The following is a 15,518-nucleotide window of genomic DNA, read 5'->3' as shown; positions in this document are numbered from 1 at the left end:
CACTCCTAGATGAGTACCTGAGCCAACATGCGTAGGCCTGTGATAATAAGAACAACAGCGAATATCTTTTTAAGTAATGCGGCGTCGAGTTTATTCGCAATACTGGCTCCAACAGGTGCAAACAAAACGGTCAGTGGCACAATGAAGGCGAAACCGAGCAAATTGACATAACCAAACGTGGCGAAGGGTGCATCAGTTGGCGTGGTGCCGACGAATAACAAGGTAAGTGCTGCGGGTAGAGATATAACCAACCCAACTGCTGCAGCCGTTCCCACCGCTTTGTGGGCCGGATAGTTGCAAAAGGTAAGAGTGGGTACTGTTAGTGTGCCGCCGCCAATGCCTACCATTGAGCTGAAAAAGCCGATACAGGTAGCCATAACTGACTGACCGAAACGTCCCGGCAAGCCATCGACGATAGCCGTTTTTTTGCCGATGAGCATGTTGATAGCGGAGAGGGTAGCAATTACGCCAAACAATAAAGTCAGCCAGGTTGGGTTTACTACAGTCACCAGATAGCTTCCCACGAGTACACCAACAAGAATAAATAGGGCCCAGGCCTTAAGTAACGCAATGTCAACATTGCCTTTGCCATGATGTGCGCGAATAGAGCTGATTGAGGTGGGTACGATAGTCGCTAAAGAGGTAGCAGTAGCAATAACCATGGCACTTTCAGGCGATACGCCCAGTGCCTGAAACAAGAAAAACAGTACAGGTACGATAACAATACCGCCTCCTACACCCAATAATCCCGCGAGCAAACCCGCGAAAATCCCGGTACCAACTAATGACGCGATGACGGTTAAATTGTCCAATATAAACTGCATTTTTGGTTTCTCTTTTTATATTCAGTTAGCGGCCATTTCAGCGCCGTTGATGTACGTTGAAGAAAGTGATTTGGCGACGTCAATTTACGCTTAAATTCGTGCGCTCAAGGCTCTTCCATCACTGCGTGGATCACTGGCACCGATTACTTCACCTGAAGGTTCGCGAATAATAGCGCCTGCATGACCCATTAACTCGTTACAGGGATCGACAGTTACCATGTCGTGTCCGCGCTCCACTAGACTCGCACCCACGTATTCCACTAAATCTCGTTCTGCTTTTAAGTTATGGCTTTCATCACCCCAGGTACGACCCAGCAACCAACGTCCTAACGCGATAGCTTTGGCTATAGGCTGGTTGTGATAAATGTGGCGTGCGAACAACGCTGCTTGCGTTTGTGGCTGTCCTTCTCCGCCCATGGTGCCATAGCTCATTCGGCGGCCGTCACTCAGTTCTGCAAAGGCCGGATTTAATGTATGAAAGGGTTTTAAACCGGGGGCCAGATATTGGTTACTGTGTGGATCTAACGAGAACGATGTGCCGCGGTTATTCCACACTATCCCCGTTTGAGGACTCACGACACCCGACCCAAATTCCCAGTACAGCGATTGAATATAGCTGACCATACGACCCTCGCTGTCGCAGCAGCCCATCCAAATGGTATCGCCTTTTTTCGCTTCATAGGGCCAAGGCTGTGCTTTATCCAGTGCAATGTGTGTCGCCATTTCATTAAGTACGTTATCACTGAGCAAAGTCTGTAAGTCAACGCTGAGTCTAGACGGGTCGGTGACGTGCTTATTACGGGCAATAAAGGCTTGCTTGGTGCATTCAATAAGCAAATGCACCATATCTGCATCGCTGCTTCCCAAATGTTGTACTTTGTCGTAAAGCGCAAGAATGATTAGCGATGCAACCCCTTGAGTGGGGGCAGGCAAATTGTACAATTTACCTTTGCTGGTAGTCACTGACAGCGGCTCAATGACGGTCGCGTGATAATCGTGAAAATCTGCTAATCGGATAGGCGAGCCTGCTGCTTTTAAATCATCAGCAAGCATAGTGGCTAGCTCTCCGCGATAAAAGTCATCTAACCCTTTTTCGGCTAAATGGGCCAGGGTTTGGGAAAGCTTGGTTAACTTGACAATCTTGCCTTTTTTTAGCGCCTTACCCTTGATTAAAAACGGCGAAAAGTGTTCATCGTGGGCCAGCTCATCAAACGTTTTGTTGCTGGCGTCAGTTAAGCTTTGGGTAACTTCTATGCCCCAATTCGCCTGACTAATTGCAGTGTCGAAAAGGGTCTGAAGGGGCAGGGGGGACTGCCACTGTTGGCTTATCGATAGTGCCTTTTGCCACCCTGCTACAGCGCCAGCCATGGTTAGGGCAGCTTCGGGTCCTCGACTGGGTATCGCCTTTTTGCCAGCGTAAAATTCCGGTGTCGCTCCCCGTGCTGCCACACCAGCGGCATCAATGCCAATTGGGGCTTTTCCCGGCTCGCTTATTAACCAAAAGCCGTCACCGCCTAATCCGTTCATATGAGGATATTCAACTGCTATAGAGGCCGCAGCGGCGACCATGGCCTCTATAGCAGTACCGCCTTTTTCCAAAATACTCAGTCCTACTTGAGAGGCCGCAAAATGAGGAGCAGTAAAAGCGATGTTAGGTTTATCAGTCATGGTTCTTTCCTATGAATTTCGGCAACGATGAACACACGCGTTTCGTATCAATTTGAATAGCCAGATAGTTCGTTTCTGGCGTGTTGTTATAACGCGAGTTCTTTTGCTAGCGATAGCAGTGCAAGATCGCTGCCTTTTTTGCCCATAAGCGATAAGCCGCAGGGCGCATTGTCTAGGGTAAATAGTGGCAAATGTAACTGAGGTAGCCCTGCTAGCCCTGCAAACGCGGTGAGGGCCAATAAGGCATTTCGATCATTTGCCAGTGTTGTTTCATCGGCATCGCATCGGGGGGCAATACCTGGGGTGGTCGGTATGATCAGTACATCCACCTCGTTAAATAGCGTATTAAGGTGTTTAATTACCTCTTGGCGTTTTCGGTCAGCATTGCGGATATCGACAGCAGATATGCTTTTGCACCAGTTTAGCCGCTGCATAATGTCTGCGCTGATATCCGGTTGCACAGTTTCAATCCACGCGCCATGTTGTTGCCAAATTTCTGCACCCTGTAGTACGCGAAAAGTGGTCGTTACATCGAGCTGTTCAGGGTCTAAAGCCTGATCATTAAACCATACGCAGTGATGGTGGTTATCAAGCTGATGTAACCATTGTAGACACAGCGCTGAATGTGCCACCTGCTCAAACAAGCCCTTTGCTATGCCATAGCGTATAGGCTCTCTCCCGTTGAGTCGTATGGCGTCAGTTGTGCCATTAATACTATTACATGATGTGCTGGGCTCACTGATTGTCTGGTTATCGATAACCGTTTGACTAACGGCGGTTAAGGTTTCTAAATCTCGTGTCATCCACCCCACAGTGTCAAACGAGGGCGCCAACGCCACCATGTTATCGCATGGTACTATACCGTGGGTGGTCCTTAAGCCCCATAAGCCTTGGTAACTGGCAGGCACCCGAATAGAGCCACCGGTATCTGTTCCTAAACCAATATCTGCCAAATGTGCACTTACCGCCACAGCCGAGCCTGATGATGACCCTCCCGGTATATGCGCAGGTGCTGCTGGGTTGACCAAGGGGTCGTAATGTTTATTTTGACCGTGAAGACTGTAAGCCAACTCATCTGTAACAGTTTTACCTTTGAATACCGCGCCGGCATTAAGCAATTTTTTAACTGTGCTATTGGTTGTTTGAGGTACATCGTGCGTTTTCAACCAATCTGGGTTACCTGCCGCAGTGGGTAGGCCTTTTATGTGAAACAAATCTTTCACTGCCAAACCCATGCCAGCCAAGGGGAGCAAACCGTCTGGCATAGCGTTTACGGCATCTTCTGTCTGATGTTGACGTTGTGCATTAAGGACAAAAGGAGAATTCACTGCGCATCAAAGTTGTAATTATTGTTACCTTTCATGAAACAATTGTTTCACTATAAAGTCAAGGGAAACATTTGTTACTTTGTCAGAGTAGTTCAATGCAAAATGTGGCGCCCATAATGGCACCGGTGGTGGGTGATTTATTCGCGATGTTTTTAACTAGCTTACCTGATTTAGACGAATCAGAAACCTTGTGGATGATTGTCTAAAAAAGCAAGTTCTTCAGGGGTGGATTGTCGGCCCAACACCTGATTTCGCTGAGGAAAGCGACCAAACGTCTCAATCACTTCTTGATGACGTTGTGCGAAAATGAATTCTCGTTCTAAGCCTTCCTGTGAAAAAAGCTCCAAGGCAATATCGTGGATAGCCAATGATTCACTGTGCATAAATGGCATGTAAAGAAAAGCCCGTTGTTGAGCTGTCAGCAACTTATCGGCTTCTACACTCACGGATTCTTGGGCCAACACTAATGCCATGCCGTCAGTGCTAAACGCTTTCGTTGAATGTCTGAAAATGTTACGAGAGAATTGATCGAGGATAATTATTTCAGCAAGACGGCCAGTAGGTGTTGCTCGCCAAGGCCATAATTCTCCTTGAGCAGCCTCTTCGTGAAGGATTGAAAATCGTGTAGTAATAGTTTGATCAACGGTATTGTCTTGATCAAACCATTGGGTTGGCGTTAATTCGCTAAACCAATATTCAAGCACTTCGTTCGCTTCTTCCATGACACTTGGCGTCTTATGCATATTACCTCCATATCACGCCGTGAAATACAGTACTCACAACGTAGATTCTTATTGTTATATACCACACTCTAGAGCGTGTTGACCTAACGCATTAGTTTTATTTATCAATAACAAAACCCATTGCCCATGTTAAATGCTATCGGCCAGTATTGCTTAAACTTTAGTCAATTGGAAGCGGTTTAACGTCGGGGACTTTCTAATTCGTCCATCTGAATATAAATATCGGTAATGGCATCAACCCGTTTAGCTGCGCTACTGCCAAGTGCTTCGTATGTAAGGTTACACAATGATGCCACCAAACTCATTGGCGCGGCATAACTGTCAAATGGTGCCTCACTACCAATATGTGAAACCAGCAGGAAGTCCACGTCGTCGCGATACATTTGCCCGGTGGGATCAGTAATTAACACGGTTTGACAATGGGTGATGCTCTTTAACACGTATTTGAACTGGCGAGTACGTCGTCTAAATCCAAACAGTACAACCACATCCTTTGGGGTGAGATCGATAATATCTTCACTCAAGGTTTGCCCTGGTTGGGGTAGAACCCGCACGGAAGCTCTGATTTGTTTAAGTTGTTGCCTAAAGTGAAGCGCAATTGGGTAGGCGTTTCTAAAACCGATAAGCGTGACCTGATTGGCATGTGCTAAGAGATTGGCAACCGCTTTCAGGGTCTCCAGCGATGTTCCTTCAAAGGTACGCGAGAGGTTTTTAATCTCGTCTTCGTGTTGTTGAACATTACTTTGCGGGCTTATTACTGGCACGCCTTGTTCGCGTAATTGAACATGGGCATCTTTGGCTTGTTGGTGGGAGTCAAAACCCAGTTGCCTGAAAAAACGGCTAACTGTGGCTTTCGACGTTCCAGTGTTTTCGGCGATAAGAGAAGTGGACTGGCTGAGCACTACAATTGGATTTTGTTGTAGGTAGTGGGCTATAGCCTTTGCCGAAGGTGAAAGTGCGGCGTAGTGCTTTTCAATTTGCTGTAAAACGTCGTTTGGACTTTTTTTGGCCATACATTTCGCCTTGTTATTGTGATGCAATTATTTCACGACTTTTGTGCGTTATACAAATACAAACTGCTTACGAGTGGACAGAAACTGGTAAGTTAGGTTGATGATTGCAACAGCCCCTATCTTCAAAGCCCTTTTGTGATAAGGGGTAGGCGAAAGTAGTAAGGTGTTTTTTAACCCTTTTAGCCGATTGGCACTACACTTTCATAAAAATGTCATTAACCGGTCAAAAAGAGGTGTGCTGTGGTAAAACTATGGTCAGAATTGATCATACTATTTGTAGCGCTTCCCTTAGTTGTGCTTTTCTGGATAAAACACTTTGCACACTATCTGATGCCACTGCTTGGCACCGTGGGTTTGTGTTGTCTGGCAGTGTTATTAGCTGATAAGCAATTTAAACGAGTAAAGTTATGGCATTGGGACAATTACTCCGCCCATTTGAAAAGTGCGCTTAAACTATTTATTCCGTGGGCGAGTTTGCTGGCGCTGGTTGTCTATTTTATCAAGCCTGAATTATTTCTTCACTGGCCTTTAAACGAGCCATGGATGTGGGTAGCCACCTTGTTAATATATCCATTAGTGTCTGTGATCCCGCAGGAAATTATTTTTCGGACGTATTTTTTCCATCGTTACAAACGTATTTTGCCTTCAAAAATACTGCGTTGGGCACTAAGTACCTTTGTGTTTGGGCTGGCCCATCTGGTGTATGGTAATTGGATTGCTGTGGTGGTGTCCTGGCTTGGCGGCGCGATTTTTGGATATCGCTACATGACGACGAATTCAACGCCCATCGTGGTGATAGAACATGCATTATGGGGGAGTTTCTTGTTCACAATTGGTTTAGGATCTTACTTAGTGATTACTCAATAATTAAACGGGTTTACTAAAAACCAGTGGAATGACACCACATTGCATGGTCGTATTTAGACGCGGCACAATTGTGATAGGCAAGCAGGTTCAGTTATTTTACATTTATACACTACCGCCACCCACAGGGAATGAAGGACAGCAGCATGCAAATAGTGTTAGACCAGATATTGAAGTTGGCCTTTCAAGGTCTTAATCAAATTCAAGTCGCGATTGATGATCCCAACTCTGGCGCGACGAGTTTGAGCAATGCCCAATCGCTACTTACCGAGCTGTGGGAAAATTTCATTTACCGTTTACCCGGTCTGGGACTGGGTATAGCGGTAATGGTCGTGTTTATTTTTATTGCTTCGCCATTGTCACGCTTTCTTGTCAAACCGCTTACTCGCACCACCACCTCACCGTTACTTCGTTCGGTTATTCAACGCAGCATTAGTTTAGCGCTGGTATTGTTGGGCATTTATCTATTCTTGTTTTTAGCGGGTTTAACCGGGTTTGCCATCGCGGTAGTCAGTGGAACAGGGGTGATAGGGTTAATTCTCGGCTTCGCATTTAGAGATATTGCTGAAAACTTTATCTCTAGCTTGCTACTGACAATTCAACGGCCTTTTAGAATTGGCGATATCGTTCAAATTAATGAGTTCACCGGTATCATTCAAAAAGTGACGGCCCGTGCTACCACGATGGTCGATTTCGACGGAAACCATATCCAAATTCCCAATGCGATAATATACAAAGGGGTCATTAAAAACCTAACCGCCAACCCATTGATGAGGGGCAACTTTGTGATTGGCGTTGGCTATGACAGCAGTATTCAACAGGCTCAGCAAATTGCCCAATCGGTTATTGCACTACAGGAAAATGTACTGAAAGATCCCGAGCCTCAGGTGCTTATTGATAAGCTAGGTGCATCAAGTTACAACGTCAAAGTCTATTTTTGGGTTGATGTGGAAAAAACCAGTGTCTTGAAAATGGCGTCATTGTTAATGCGCAACATAGTTGAGGCATTTACACGGGCGGGCATAAGTATGCCAGATGACGCACGAGAACGGGTTTTCCCGCAAGGCTTACACATAGCCATGAGTGATGAACTAAAAGAGAACTCAGAAAGCGCTGTTCCCCCCGCCTCGAAAACAGTTAAAACAGAATCAGTTAAAAAAGCGCTTGAGCCTCAACAGGGGGCTGCTGAAACCACAGTGAATAAAATACTTCCCAGTGAAGAAGAGGATGTGGCAACTGAAGCGCACGATATTAGAGAGCAGGCGCGGCGTGCTCGTGACCCTGAAGCCGGAAAAAACATTCTTTAAGTCGCGCTAGGTGCCACGGGAGATAAGTGGCATCTACCCAGAAACGTTTGCCATAGGGTGACGTGGGTTTGCATCGCGTCGCGGTAGCTGTGGTAATTGGATTGTGTGTACTCGGTAAGGTAGTCTTTGAAGGTGGAACGAAGCGCTTCATTTTCTATCCATCTTGACCACAGGGGAGCCAGTTTATAGTGATACTGGTTAAGTAAACTGCCCACAGGTTGAATTTCTTCGATAAAAAACAAATAGAACACATTACGCAGTATTTTCGCTTTTTCGCTGGCTCTGCCTTCGGGACAGGGCACGTCATCTAACAGCGAAGGCAGCCATGAATTAAGCTGTAGTAGTACAACGGATAAAGAGAGCTGGGTTTGCCATAACGTTGCCGGTAAACGGGCAGAGCGTATGATATTGAGCTGTTGTTCTAGTTCTGTGCTATCTATTGGAGCGGTAACGGAGGACTGCGCATAGTGCATTAGACTATCCACGTAATAGAGGCTGTTGATACTGGCAGCCGCGTCTTTGTTGTTTTCAATCCAGAGCAAGCGTTCCGGATTATTAAGTGCAACGCGAAACTCCAGACTGGTTTGAATAACATTGGCCCAATTTAGAGCAAAATCGGCTCGTTTTTGGCGATGCCAGTTTGCCAGAGTCGCAGCAAGCGTCTGATCTGTCTGTTCGATAGCCTTGGCGCACTGTGATAACGCTACCAGTAGCTCACTTTCGTACACCAATCGCTGCGAGGCTAGCTGGCTTTTGCCTAACGCGGTATTGCGCATTGCTACAACTGAGCCTAACTCGCACGCTTGCAACGCATAAAATTCTCGTAAGTTGATAACCACACCTTCGGGGGTGTATTTGAGTGAGGTTGAATCGGGTAGCGGTGAAAGTGTTGGTTTAATCATTTCAGGCAGCGGTGTATCGAGCACGTAGGACAATCTCGTGCGATAGTCTTTAACACTGTCTTGTAGTGTTCGAGGGCCAAAACAGCCGGTTAACTGAGTAAGGGCGAGCACAAAAAGACAACTCTGCGTCAATGTGGTCACACACCGTTTAACCGCGCTCATATCACTACTGTGTTTTTTAGGCATAGTTTCGGTCAATGTCAGCTTGCAGAATAACAACCGATTGTTTCCCCTTTTCAACGAGCTCATTTAAACAACACACTACAACGATGCATTGGTATATAGGCTGCGGCCACCGTCGACATAAATAATTTGGCCCGTAATATAGGGGGCACTTACAAGAAACATCACGGTATTTGCAATATCTTGTGGTGTACCTAATACACCTAATGGAATGGTGTCAATCAATGACTGTTTTTCTGCATCGTCCATTTCTCGCTGGGGCCATAAGATAGCACCGGGTCCAATACCATTTACGCGTACACGGGGCGCAAGTTCAACGGCAAGTGAACGGGTTAACGACGCCAACGCCGTTTTAGCCAGCACATATACACTGTGGTTAGGCAACGGACGTTCAATATGCATATCAATCATATTCACAATGCAGCCTGCGTGTTGATGTAAAGCATCGGCTAATGCCTGACAGAGAAACAGCGGCCCTTGCACATTGCTGCCTACTAATGAAGTCCAATCGCTTTCCTTGATGTTACCTACAGGGGTGGGGTAGAAACTGGACGCATTGTTTACCAATACATCGATTCGCCCCCACTCTTGGAGTGCATGGGAGGCAAGTGTTTGTGTTGCGTGAATGTCACATAAATTGGCTTGAAGTGATATGGCAGAGTGGGAACGTACCTTATTCAGTGTTGCAACTAGCGCTTCTGCTTCGGCGTGTGAGCGGTCAAAGTGCACAATTATATTGTAACCTGCCTGATGTAACTGCGTCGCTATCCTGGCGCCAATGCGCTTTGCTGCGCCGGTAATAAGCGCAACTGGCGCTGAAGTGGTCATACTCAATCTCTTTTCGTTGTCTTTTTTTCGGTTATATCTGTCGCATTACATCGCTGATGACTTGTCTTGCCTGGGCAATGTAATGAGCGCCAAATAATAACCCGTGATTTAAAATATGGTAAAGCTGATAGATGGGTTTTCGCAGGTGATAATTTTTATCCAGCGGCGTGTGTTGGTAATAACCTTCATAGAAGGAAGTGGCATATCCGCCAAAAAGTTCAGCCATGGCTAGGTCAGTTTCACGATCGCCAACGTATACTGCGGGGTCAAACAATATTGGCCCTTTGTTAGTAAAACCGGCGTTACCTGCCCACAGGTCGCCGTGTAACAACGATGGGTGAGGTTGGTGTAAACTCAATAGGTTTCGCGTTAAGGTAACTATCTGATCGATATCGCCGTCATTGCGTTGCCATTGACCGTTGACAGCCAAGCGTTCCAACATACTTCCGATGCGTTTTTCTGCGAAAAAATCCGCCCACGATGCGGTCCTGCCATTAGTTTGAATGGAGGCGCCGATATAATTGTCATGGGGCCAGCCATAACTCGTATATGCATTTACGCTGTGGAGTTGGGCTAACTGGTGACCTAATAGAAAATAATCGTCAGTAGATGGTTCTTTAAAGCGGATATGCGAAAGCACTAAATATTCTTGATTGGGAGTACTGTCATTAGTAATACCATGGCAAATGACCTTTGGCACAGCAATAGTGTTGGTTTGGGCGATGGCCGCTAAGCCTTCTGCTTCGTGGGATAATTGCTGGGTGTCATCATAGGGACGCGTTTTGACAAAAAAGCGATGAGTGGAGTCTCTGATAATAAAACTGTCATGGGTATCACCGCCACCAATGGGATCTGCGCGCTGACAGCTAAAAAATTGACCTGTTTGGTCAGAGATATGTTCGCTAATAAAATGCCACATAAAACACGCTCCACGTCTCCTTGAGGTATTTTACACCACGCCTTTACGAAGTATGGAGCAAATTTCGATAAATGCACAACAAGACCGGCAAGAACAATGCGAATGGTGCACTGTGTTATCGTCAAACGAAGCGCTGGATAAAGGAATATGCTTTCAATGCGCGTTTGGTCATTGAAGTTGATGATATTGCCGTTATAATCGCCCTTCTGTTTTTATTTACCAAGTCTTATTGGTTGCTGTATATAGGCGCAGTAAGGCCTTGATATGTTAAGTGCAATTCAAATCGCACTTGTAATTTTTAAAGATGCAAGTGGCGCAGAGTAGGCGTCACCACTGTAAAGGAACACACATGCCTGTAATTACCCTTCCTGATGGAAGCCAGCGCGCTTTCGATAATCCTGTTTCTGTTTTAGACGTTGCAAACGACATTGGCCCTGGTTTAGCCAAAGCAACCATCGCAGGAAAAGTGAACGGCGAACTCGTTGACGCCGTAGATATGATTGATTCTGATGCGCAGCTTCAAATTATTACCGCGAAAGACGATGAAGGCTTAGAAATTCTTCGTCACAGCTGTGCGCACTTGTTAGGTCACGCGATTAAGCAGCTTTGGCCAAATACCAAAATGGCAATTGGCCCTGTTATCGACAATGGTTTCTATTACGACGTCGATATGGAAGAAAGCCTAACCCAGGAAGATTTAGCTAAACTTGAAAAGCGCATGCTTGAGCTGGCTAAAACCAATTACGATGTAGTAAAGAAGAAAGTGAGCTGGCAAGAAGCGCGCGATGCATTTGCAGCGCGCGGCGAAAGCTACAAAATGGAAATCCTTGACGAAAACATCAGCAAGGATGATCGCCCCGCACTGTACCACCACGAAGAATACACTGATATGTGTCGTGGCCCGCACGTGCCGAACATGAAATTCTGCCATCACTTTACACTGATGAAAGTCGCAGGTGCTTACTGGCGTGGTGACAGCGACAACAAAATGCTTCAGCGTATATACGGCACCGCATGGGCGGATAAAAAGCAGCTTAAGTCATACTTACAGCGCTTAGAAGAAGCCGAAAAGCGCGATCACCGCAAAATTGGTAAAGCACTGAATCTGTTTCACTGGCAGGAAGAAGCGCCTGGTATGGTGTTCTGGCACAACGATGGTTGGTCTATCTACACTGAACTAGAAAGCTATGTGCGCAAAAAACTTCGCGAATACGATTACGAAGAAGTGAAAGGCCCATTGATGATGGATCGCACCTTGTGGGAAAAATCCGGTCACTGGGACAAGTACGCAGAAAACATGTTCACCACAGAGTCGGAAAAGCGTGAATATGCGGTTAAGCCAATGAACTGCCCAGGCCACGTACAAATTTTCAACCAGGGTTTGAAATCGTACCGTGACTTGCCGCTGCGTATGGCTGAGTTTGGTTGCTGTCACCGCAACGAACCTTCAGGTGCGCTACACGGCCTGATGCGTGTTCGTGGTTTTACCCAAGACGATGCTCACATTTTCTGTACAGAAGAACAGATCCTCGACGAGGTGAGTGGCTGTATTAAGATGGTGTATGAGACATACGCGGCATTTGGTTTTGAAAATATCAAAGTGAAACTGTCTACTCGTCCAGAAAAGCGCGTCGGCGCTGACGAGATATGGGACAAGTCAGAAGCGGCACTTGCTGAAGCACTTAAAGCTAACGATATCGAATTTGATTACCAGCCAGGTGAAGGGGCGTTCTACGGCCCTAAGATTGAGTTTACGCTGCACGACTGCTTAGATCGCGCATGGCAGTGTGGTACGGTACAGCTTGATTTCTCTATGCCGGGGCGCCTGGGCTCTACCTACGTGGCAGAAGACGGCGAACGCAAAGTACCAGTGATGATCCACCGTGCTATTTTGGGTTCTTTGGAGCGTTTCATTGGTATTTTGACTGAAGAATTTGCTGGATTTTACCCACTTTGGTTGGCACCACAGCAGGTTGTGGTAATGAATATTACTGACAAACAAGCTGACTACGTTACAAATTGTGTAAAAAAACTGCAAGATTTAGGTTTTAGAGCAAAGTCTGACTTGCGAAATGAGAAGATCGGCTTTAAAATCCGCGAGCACACGTTAAAGCGTATTCCGTATATGCTGGTGGTAGGTGATAAAGAAGTGGAAACGGGCGAAGTAGCAGTACGCTCTCGTCGCGGTGACGATTTGGGCAAAATGCGCCTGGAAGACTTTATTGCCATGGCTCAGCAAGAAGTTGTTGAAAAGACAATTAAATAGTTGAGCAAATTGTGTATAATGCACAAATGGTGTCTGCTTTTGGTTTTACTTTAGGTGGTATTAACGACCTCCCAAAAGCAGGCAAAAGAATTAAATGTTTGGAGGAATAGCACATTAAAGGCGCTAACAACAAGGCTCAGGGCGATAAAGCCCGCATTAACGATGAGATTAAAGCCAGAGAAGTAAGATTAATTGGCAAAGACGGTGAACAGGTTGGTGTGGTTTCGCTTGCAGAAGCTACTCGTAACGCGGAAGAAGCGGGCCTAGACCTAGTAGAAATCAGTCCGAATGCCGAGCCGCCAGTCTGTAAAGTTATGGACTATGGCAAATTCCTCTTCGAAAAAAGTAAAGCTCAAAAAGAGCAGAAGAAAAAACAGAAGCAAATTCAGGTCAAGGAGATTAAATTTCGCCCTGGCACTGATGAAGGCGATTACCAGGTCAAACTGCGCAACCTGCGTCGCTTTCTTGAAGGTGGTGATAAAGCCAAAGTTACGATCCGCTTCCGCGGTCGTGAAATGGCGCACCAAGAGATTGGCATCGAGCTACTAAACCGCGTTAAAACCGATTTAGAAGACGTTGCAACTTGCGAGTCTTTCCCACGCCGTGTGGAAGGCCGCCAGATGATCATGGTGCTAGCCCCAACTAAGAAGTAGTAATGGTCTAAAGTTTTCAGGAATCTGCACCCTGAAACACCTTGCTGCAAATATTAACCGGTACAAAGTGACTGCAACACGAAAAGTACCGATATTAAACAATGCGGAGTTTTAGCAATGCCTAAAATGAAAACTGTAAGCGGTGCCGCCAAGCGTTTCAAGAAAACGGGTTCAGGCCGCTTTAAAAGCAAACAGTCTCACTTACGTCACATTTTGACTAAGAAGAGCTCTAAGCGTAAACGTCACCTTCGTGGCAAAAAACTGGTTCATGACTCTGATACCAAATTGGTTCAGCGCATGTTGCCTTACGTATAAGACTTAGGAGACTGATTAATGGCTAGAGTAAAACGCGGCACAATCGCACGTGCTCGTCACAAAAAAGTCCTCAAGCAGGCAAAAGGTTATTACGGTGCTCGTTCACGCGTTTATCGCGTAGCGGTACAAGCCGTAACTAAAGCTGGTCAATATGCTTACCGTGACCGTCGTCAGCGCAAGCGTCAATTCCGTCAACTATGGATTGCACGTATCAATGCTGCTGCACGTCAAAATGGTATGTCATACAGCCGTTTCATCAACGGTCTGAAGAAAGCGTCTGTTGAAATCGATCGTAAGATCCTTGCCGACATCGCAGTACATGACAAAGCAGCTTTCAGCGCACTAGTCGAAGCGGCTAAAGGCGCATTAGCTTAATTATTAACTAATTAAGTTTAAGTTCTTTCGGAAAAAGGCGAGCAGGATGCTCGCCTTTTTTCGTTTCTCACGTCAGGCTTTGCCACCACAGGACGGTTTGTTTACCTACTCCTCTTAAAATTCACGCTTTTTACAAGAAAATTTGTCAATATCAGGTATCTAGGGTAGCCCTAATAATAGTCACTCGTGTAAACTAACGCCTTTATTTCAGGCAAGCCTAAGCGATATAAAAACTCATAGGACTATTTGCCCTAATAAAAATATGCGATGCGTGTATTCGCCTATTTTTATTTGAGTCATATAGCGAGTGCTTGGGCCATGCAGTCATCATGTGAATTGAGGAAAACATGGAGCTTGACGCTATTATCAATCAGGCACAGAGCCAGATTGACGCTGCACAAGATGCAGCCACACTAGACCAGGTTAGGGTCGAATTCATGGGTAAGAAAGGTAAATTAACCGACTTACTTAAAGGACTGGGCAAGTTATCTAATGAAGAACGCCCAGCCGCAGGCCAAAAAATTAACGTTGCAAAGCAAACTATTCAGCAAGCTATCTCAGCAAAAGGTGAATTGTTGCGCACGGCTGAGTTAAACAAAAAATTAGCGGAAGAAGCGGTAGATGTCACGTTGCCTGGTCGTACTGAAAAGCCGGGTAACTTGCACCCCGTTAGTCGTACTATTGCGCGTATTGAATCATTCTTTGGCGAACTTGGTTTCGCAGTCAAAACTGGCCCTGAAATCGAAGATGGATTCCACAACTTTGATGCGTTGAATATTCCAGCCAATCACCCAGCACGTGCTGATCACGATACTTTCTATTTCAACCCAGACATGATGCTGCGCACGCAAACATCAGGTGTACAAATTCGCACGATGGAAGCGGAAAAGCCGCCATTGCGTATTATTTCGCCTGGGCGTGTATATCGCAATGATTACGACCAAACGCATACGCCAATGTTCCATCAGGTAGAAGGCTTGATGGTAGACAAAAATGTGAGCTTTACTGACCTTAAAGGTATTCTGCACGACTTCTTACATCATTTCTTTGAAGAGTCACTGGAAGTGCGTTTCCGTCCGTCGTATTTCCCCTTTACCGAGCCATCGGCAGAAGTGGATGTGATGGGTAAAAACGGTCAGTGGTTGGAAGTATTGGGTTGTGGCATGGTGCACCCAAATGTCCTTAAAGCCGTGGGCATCGACCCTGAAGAGTACACTGGCTTTGCCTTTGGCATGGGCGTAGAGCGCTTAACGATGCTTCGATACGGCGTTAACGATTTACGCGCATTTTTTGAAAACGATCTTCGTTTCCTTAAGCAGTTCAACTAAGG

Annotated in this window: 16 protein-coding genes; 8 read left to right on the top strand and 8 right to left on the bottom strand. The window is 46.1% G+C overall.

All coding sequences use genetic code 11. The annotated features are described in order from the left end of the window. Positions 1-5: 5 nt before the first annotated feature. From ACMCM8_RS09300 to ACMCM8_RS09280, 5 genes are all read right to left on the bottom strand, one after another. The gene (locus ACMCM8_RS09300; RefSeq protein ID WP_412722372.1) at positions 6-824 is read right to left on the bottom strand and encodes a sulfite exporter TauE/SafE family protein; all 819 of its coding nucleotides are present in this window, start codon (positions 822-824) and stop codon (positions 6-8) included. A gap of 90 nt (positions 825-914) precedes the next feature. Continuing rightward, entirely contained in the window at positions 915-2,492 is a 1,578-nt protein-coding gene (locus ACMCM8_RS09295; RefSeq protein WP_412722371.1) for a gamma-glutamyltransferase family protein, read from the bottom strand. An 86-nt stretch (positions 2,493-2,578) separates the two neighbouring features. Then, positions 2,579-3,820: an amidase gene (locus ACMCM8_RS09290; protein ID WP_412722370.1), complete on the bottom strand. Its 1,242-nt coding sequence runs from the start codon at positions 3,818-3,820 to the stop codon at positions 2,579-2,581. 179 nt (positions 3,821-3,999) lie between these two features. Further along, the gene (locus ACMCM8_RS09285; protein WP_412722369.1) at positions 4,000-4,563 is read right to left on the bottom strand and encodes a DUF924 family protein; all 564 of its coding nucleotides are present in this window, start codon (positions 4,561-4,563) and stop codon (positions 4,000-4,002) included. A 179-nt stretch (positions 4,564-4,742) separates the two neighbouring features. Continuing rightward, positions 4,743-5,576, bottom strand: coding sequence for a MurR/RpiR family transcriptional regulator (locus ACMCM8_RS09280; RefSeq protein ID WP_412722368.1), 834 nt, complete (start codon positions 5,574-5,576; stop codon positions 4,743-4,745). Between the two features lie 240 nt (positions 5,577-5,816). On the opposite strand from ACMCM8_RS09280, the gene ACMCM8_RS09275 reads away from it, so the two are divergent. Both ACMCM8_RS09275 and ACMCM8_RS09270 read left to right on the top strand, forming a co-directional pair. Then, positions 5,817-6,443, top strand: coding sequence for a CPBP family intramembrane glutamic endopeptidase (locus tag ACMCM8_RS09275; protein ID WP_412722367.1), 627 nt, complete (start codon positions 5,817-5,819; stop codon positions 6,441-6,443). A 143-nt stretch (positions 6,444-6,586) separates the two neighbouring features. Beyond that, on the top strand, positions 6,587-7,747 hold the full coding sequence (locus tag ACMCM8_RS09270) for a mechanosensitive ion channel family protein (protein ID WP_412722366.1): 1,161 nt from the start codon (positions 6,587-6,589) through the stop codon (positions 7,745-7,747). Here the strand turns inward: ACMCM8_RS09270 and ACMCM8_RS09265 are convergent. The 3 genes from ACMCM8_RS09265 to ACMCM8_RS09255 all read right to left on the bottom strand — a co-directional run bounded on the left by ACMCM8_RS09265 (position 7,744) and on the right by ACMCM8_RS09255 (position 10,579). Continuing rightward, positions 7,744-8,835, bottom strand: a complete 1,092-nt coding sequence (locus tag ACMCM8_RS09265; protein ID WP_412722365.1) for a DUF3080 family protein — start codon at positions 8,833-8,835, stop codon at positions 7,744-7,746. The two genes, ACMCM8_RS09270 and ACMCM8_RS09265, sit on opposite strands and share 4 nt — an antisense overlap. Positions 8,836-8,910: 75 nt before the next feature. Then, positions 8,911-9,660, bottom strand: coding sequence for a pteridine reductase (locus ACMCM8_RS09260; protein WP_412722364.1), 750 nt, complete (start codon positions 9,658-9,660; stop codon positions 8,911-8,913). Positions 9,661-9,691: 31 nt separating this feature from the next. Then, positions 9,692-10,579 (bottom strand): fructosamine kinase family protein, encoded by an 888-nt coding sequence (locus ACMCM8_RS09255; RefSeq protein ID WP_412722363.1) that lies wholly within the window; start codon positions 10,577-10,579, stop codon positions 9,692-9,694. A 71-nt stretch (positions 10,580-10,650) separates the two neighbouring features. Here ACMCM8_RS09255 and ACMCM8_RS09250 point away from each other — a divergent pair, with 71 nt between their 5' ends. The 6 genes from ACMCM8_RS09250 to pheS all read left to right on the top strand — a co-directional run bounded on the left by ACMCM8_RS09250 (position 10,651) and on the right by pheS (position 15,516). After that, entirely contained in the window at positions 10,651-10,842 is a 192-nt protein-coding gene (locus ACMCM8_RS09250) for a hypothetical protein (protein WP_412722362.1), read from the top strand. A gap of 86 nt (positions 10,843-10,928) precedes the next feature. After that, positions 10,929-12,845, top strand: a complete 1,917-nt coding sequence (gene thrS, locus ACMCM8_RS09245; RefSeq protein ID WP_412722361.1) for a threonine--tRNA ligase — start codon at positions 10,929-10,931, stop codon at positions 12,843-12,845. 113 nt (positions 12,846-12,958) lie between these two features. Next, positions 12,959-13,498 carry a translation initiation factor IF-3 gene (gene infC, locus ACMCM8_RS09240; RefSeq protein ID WP_412727668.1) on the top strand — a complete coding sequence of 180 codons (540 nt, stop codon included), beginning with the start codon at positions 12,959-12,961 and terminating at the stop codon, positions 13,496-13,498. 117 nt (positions 13,499-13,615) lie between these two features. After that, positions 13,616-13,813, top strand: a complete 198-nt coding sequence (gene rpmI / locus ACMCM8_RS09235; protein ID WP_012518091.1) for a 50S ribosomal protein L35 — start codon at positions 13,616-13,618, stop codon at positions 13,811-13,813. Between the two features lie 18 nt (positions 13,814-13,831). Beyond that, positions 13,832-14,188, top strand: a complete 357-nt coding sequence (gene rplT, locus ACMCM8_RS09230; protein WP_012518092.1) for a 50S ribosomal protein L20 — start codon at positions 13,832-13,834, stop codon at positions 14,186-14,188. Positions 14,189-14,535: 347 nt separating this feature from the next. Then, positions 14,536-15,516: a phenylalanine--tRNA ligase subunit alpha gene (gene pheS, locus ACMCM8_RS09225; protein ID WP_412722360.1), complete on the top strand. Its 981-nt coding sequence runs from the start codon at positions 14,536-14,538 to the stop codon at positions 15,514-15,516. The last annotated feature ends 2 nt before the right edge of the window (positions 15,517-15,518 follow it).

It is taken from the genome of Alteromonas sp. D210916BOD_24 (genome assembly GCF_047159385.1).
GTDB lineage: Bacteria > Pseudomonadota > Gammaproteobacteria > Enterobacterales > Alteromonadaceae > Alteromonas.
The sequence above is the reverse complement of the archived record's forward strand: the minus strand, read 5'-3'. Positions and strand labels throughout refer to the sequence as shown.

Bases quoted from the DNA above. Each gene is read 5' to 3' on its own strand.
- pheS (WP_412722360.1), top strand. From the start codon at position 14,536: ATGGAGCTTGACGCTATTATCAATCAGGCACAGAGCCAGATTGACGCT.
- ACMCM8_RS09255 (WP_412722363.1), bottom strand. From the start codon at position 10,579: ATGTGGCATTTTATTAGCGAACATATCTCTGACCAAACAGGTCAATTT.
- ACMCM8_RS09300 (WP_412722372.1), bottom strand. From the start codon at position 824: ATGCAGTTTATATTGGACAATTTAACCGTCATCGCGTCATTAGTTGGT.
- rpmI (WP_012518091.1), top strand. From the start codon at position 13,616: ATGCCTAAAATGAAAACTGTAAGCGGTGCCGCCAAGCGTTTCAAGAAA.
- ACMCM8_RS09295 (WP_412722371.1), bottom strand. From the start codon at position 2,492: ATGACTGATAAACCTAACATCGCTTTTACTGCTCCTCATTTTGCGGCC.
- ACMCM8_RS09260 (WP_412722364.1), bottom strand. From the start codon at position 9,660: ATGACCACTTCAGCGCCAGTTGCGCTTATTACCGGCGCAGCAAAGCGC.
- rplT (WP_012518092.1), top strand. From the start codon at position 13,832: ATGGCTAGAGTAAAACGCGGCACAATCGCACGTGCTCGTCACAAAAAA.
- ACMCM8_RS09265 (WP_412722365.1), bottom strand. From the start codon at position 8,835: ATGCCTAAAAAACACAGTAGTGATATGAGCGCGGTTAAACGGTGTGTG.
- ACMCM8_RS09270 (WP_412722366.1), top strand. From the start codon at position 6,587: ATGCAAATAGTGTTAGACCAGATATTGAAGTTGGCCTTTCAAGGTCTT.
- ACMCM8_RS09285 (WP_412722369.1), bottom strand. From the start codon at position 4,563: ATGCATAAGACGCCAAGTGTCATGGAAGAAGCGAACGAAGTGCTTGAA.
- ACMCM8_RS09280 (WP_412722368.1), bottom strand. From the start codon at position 5,576: ATGGCCAAAAAAAGTCCAAACGACGTTTTACAGCAAATTGAAAAGCAC.
- ACMCM8_RS09250 (WP_412722362.1), top strand. From the start codon at position 10,651: ATGCACAACAAGACCGGCAAGAACAATGCGAATGGTGCACTGTGTTAT.
- thrS (WP_412722361.1), top strand. From the start codon at position 10,929: ATGCCTGTAATTACCCTTCCTGATGGAAGCCAGCGCGCTTTCGATAAT.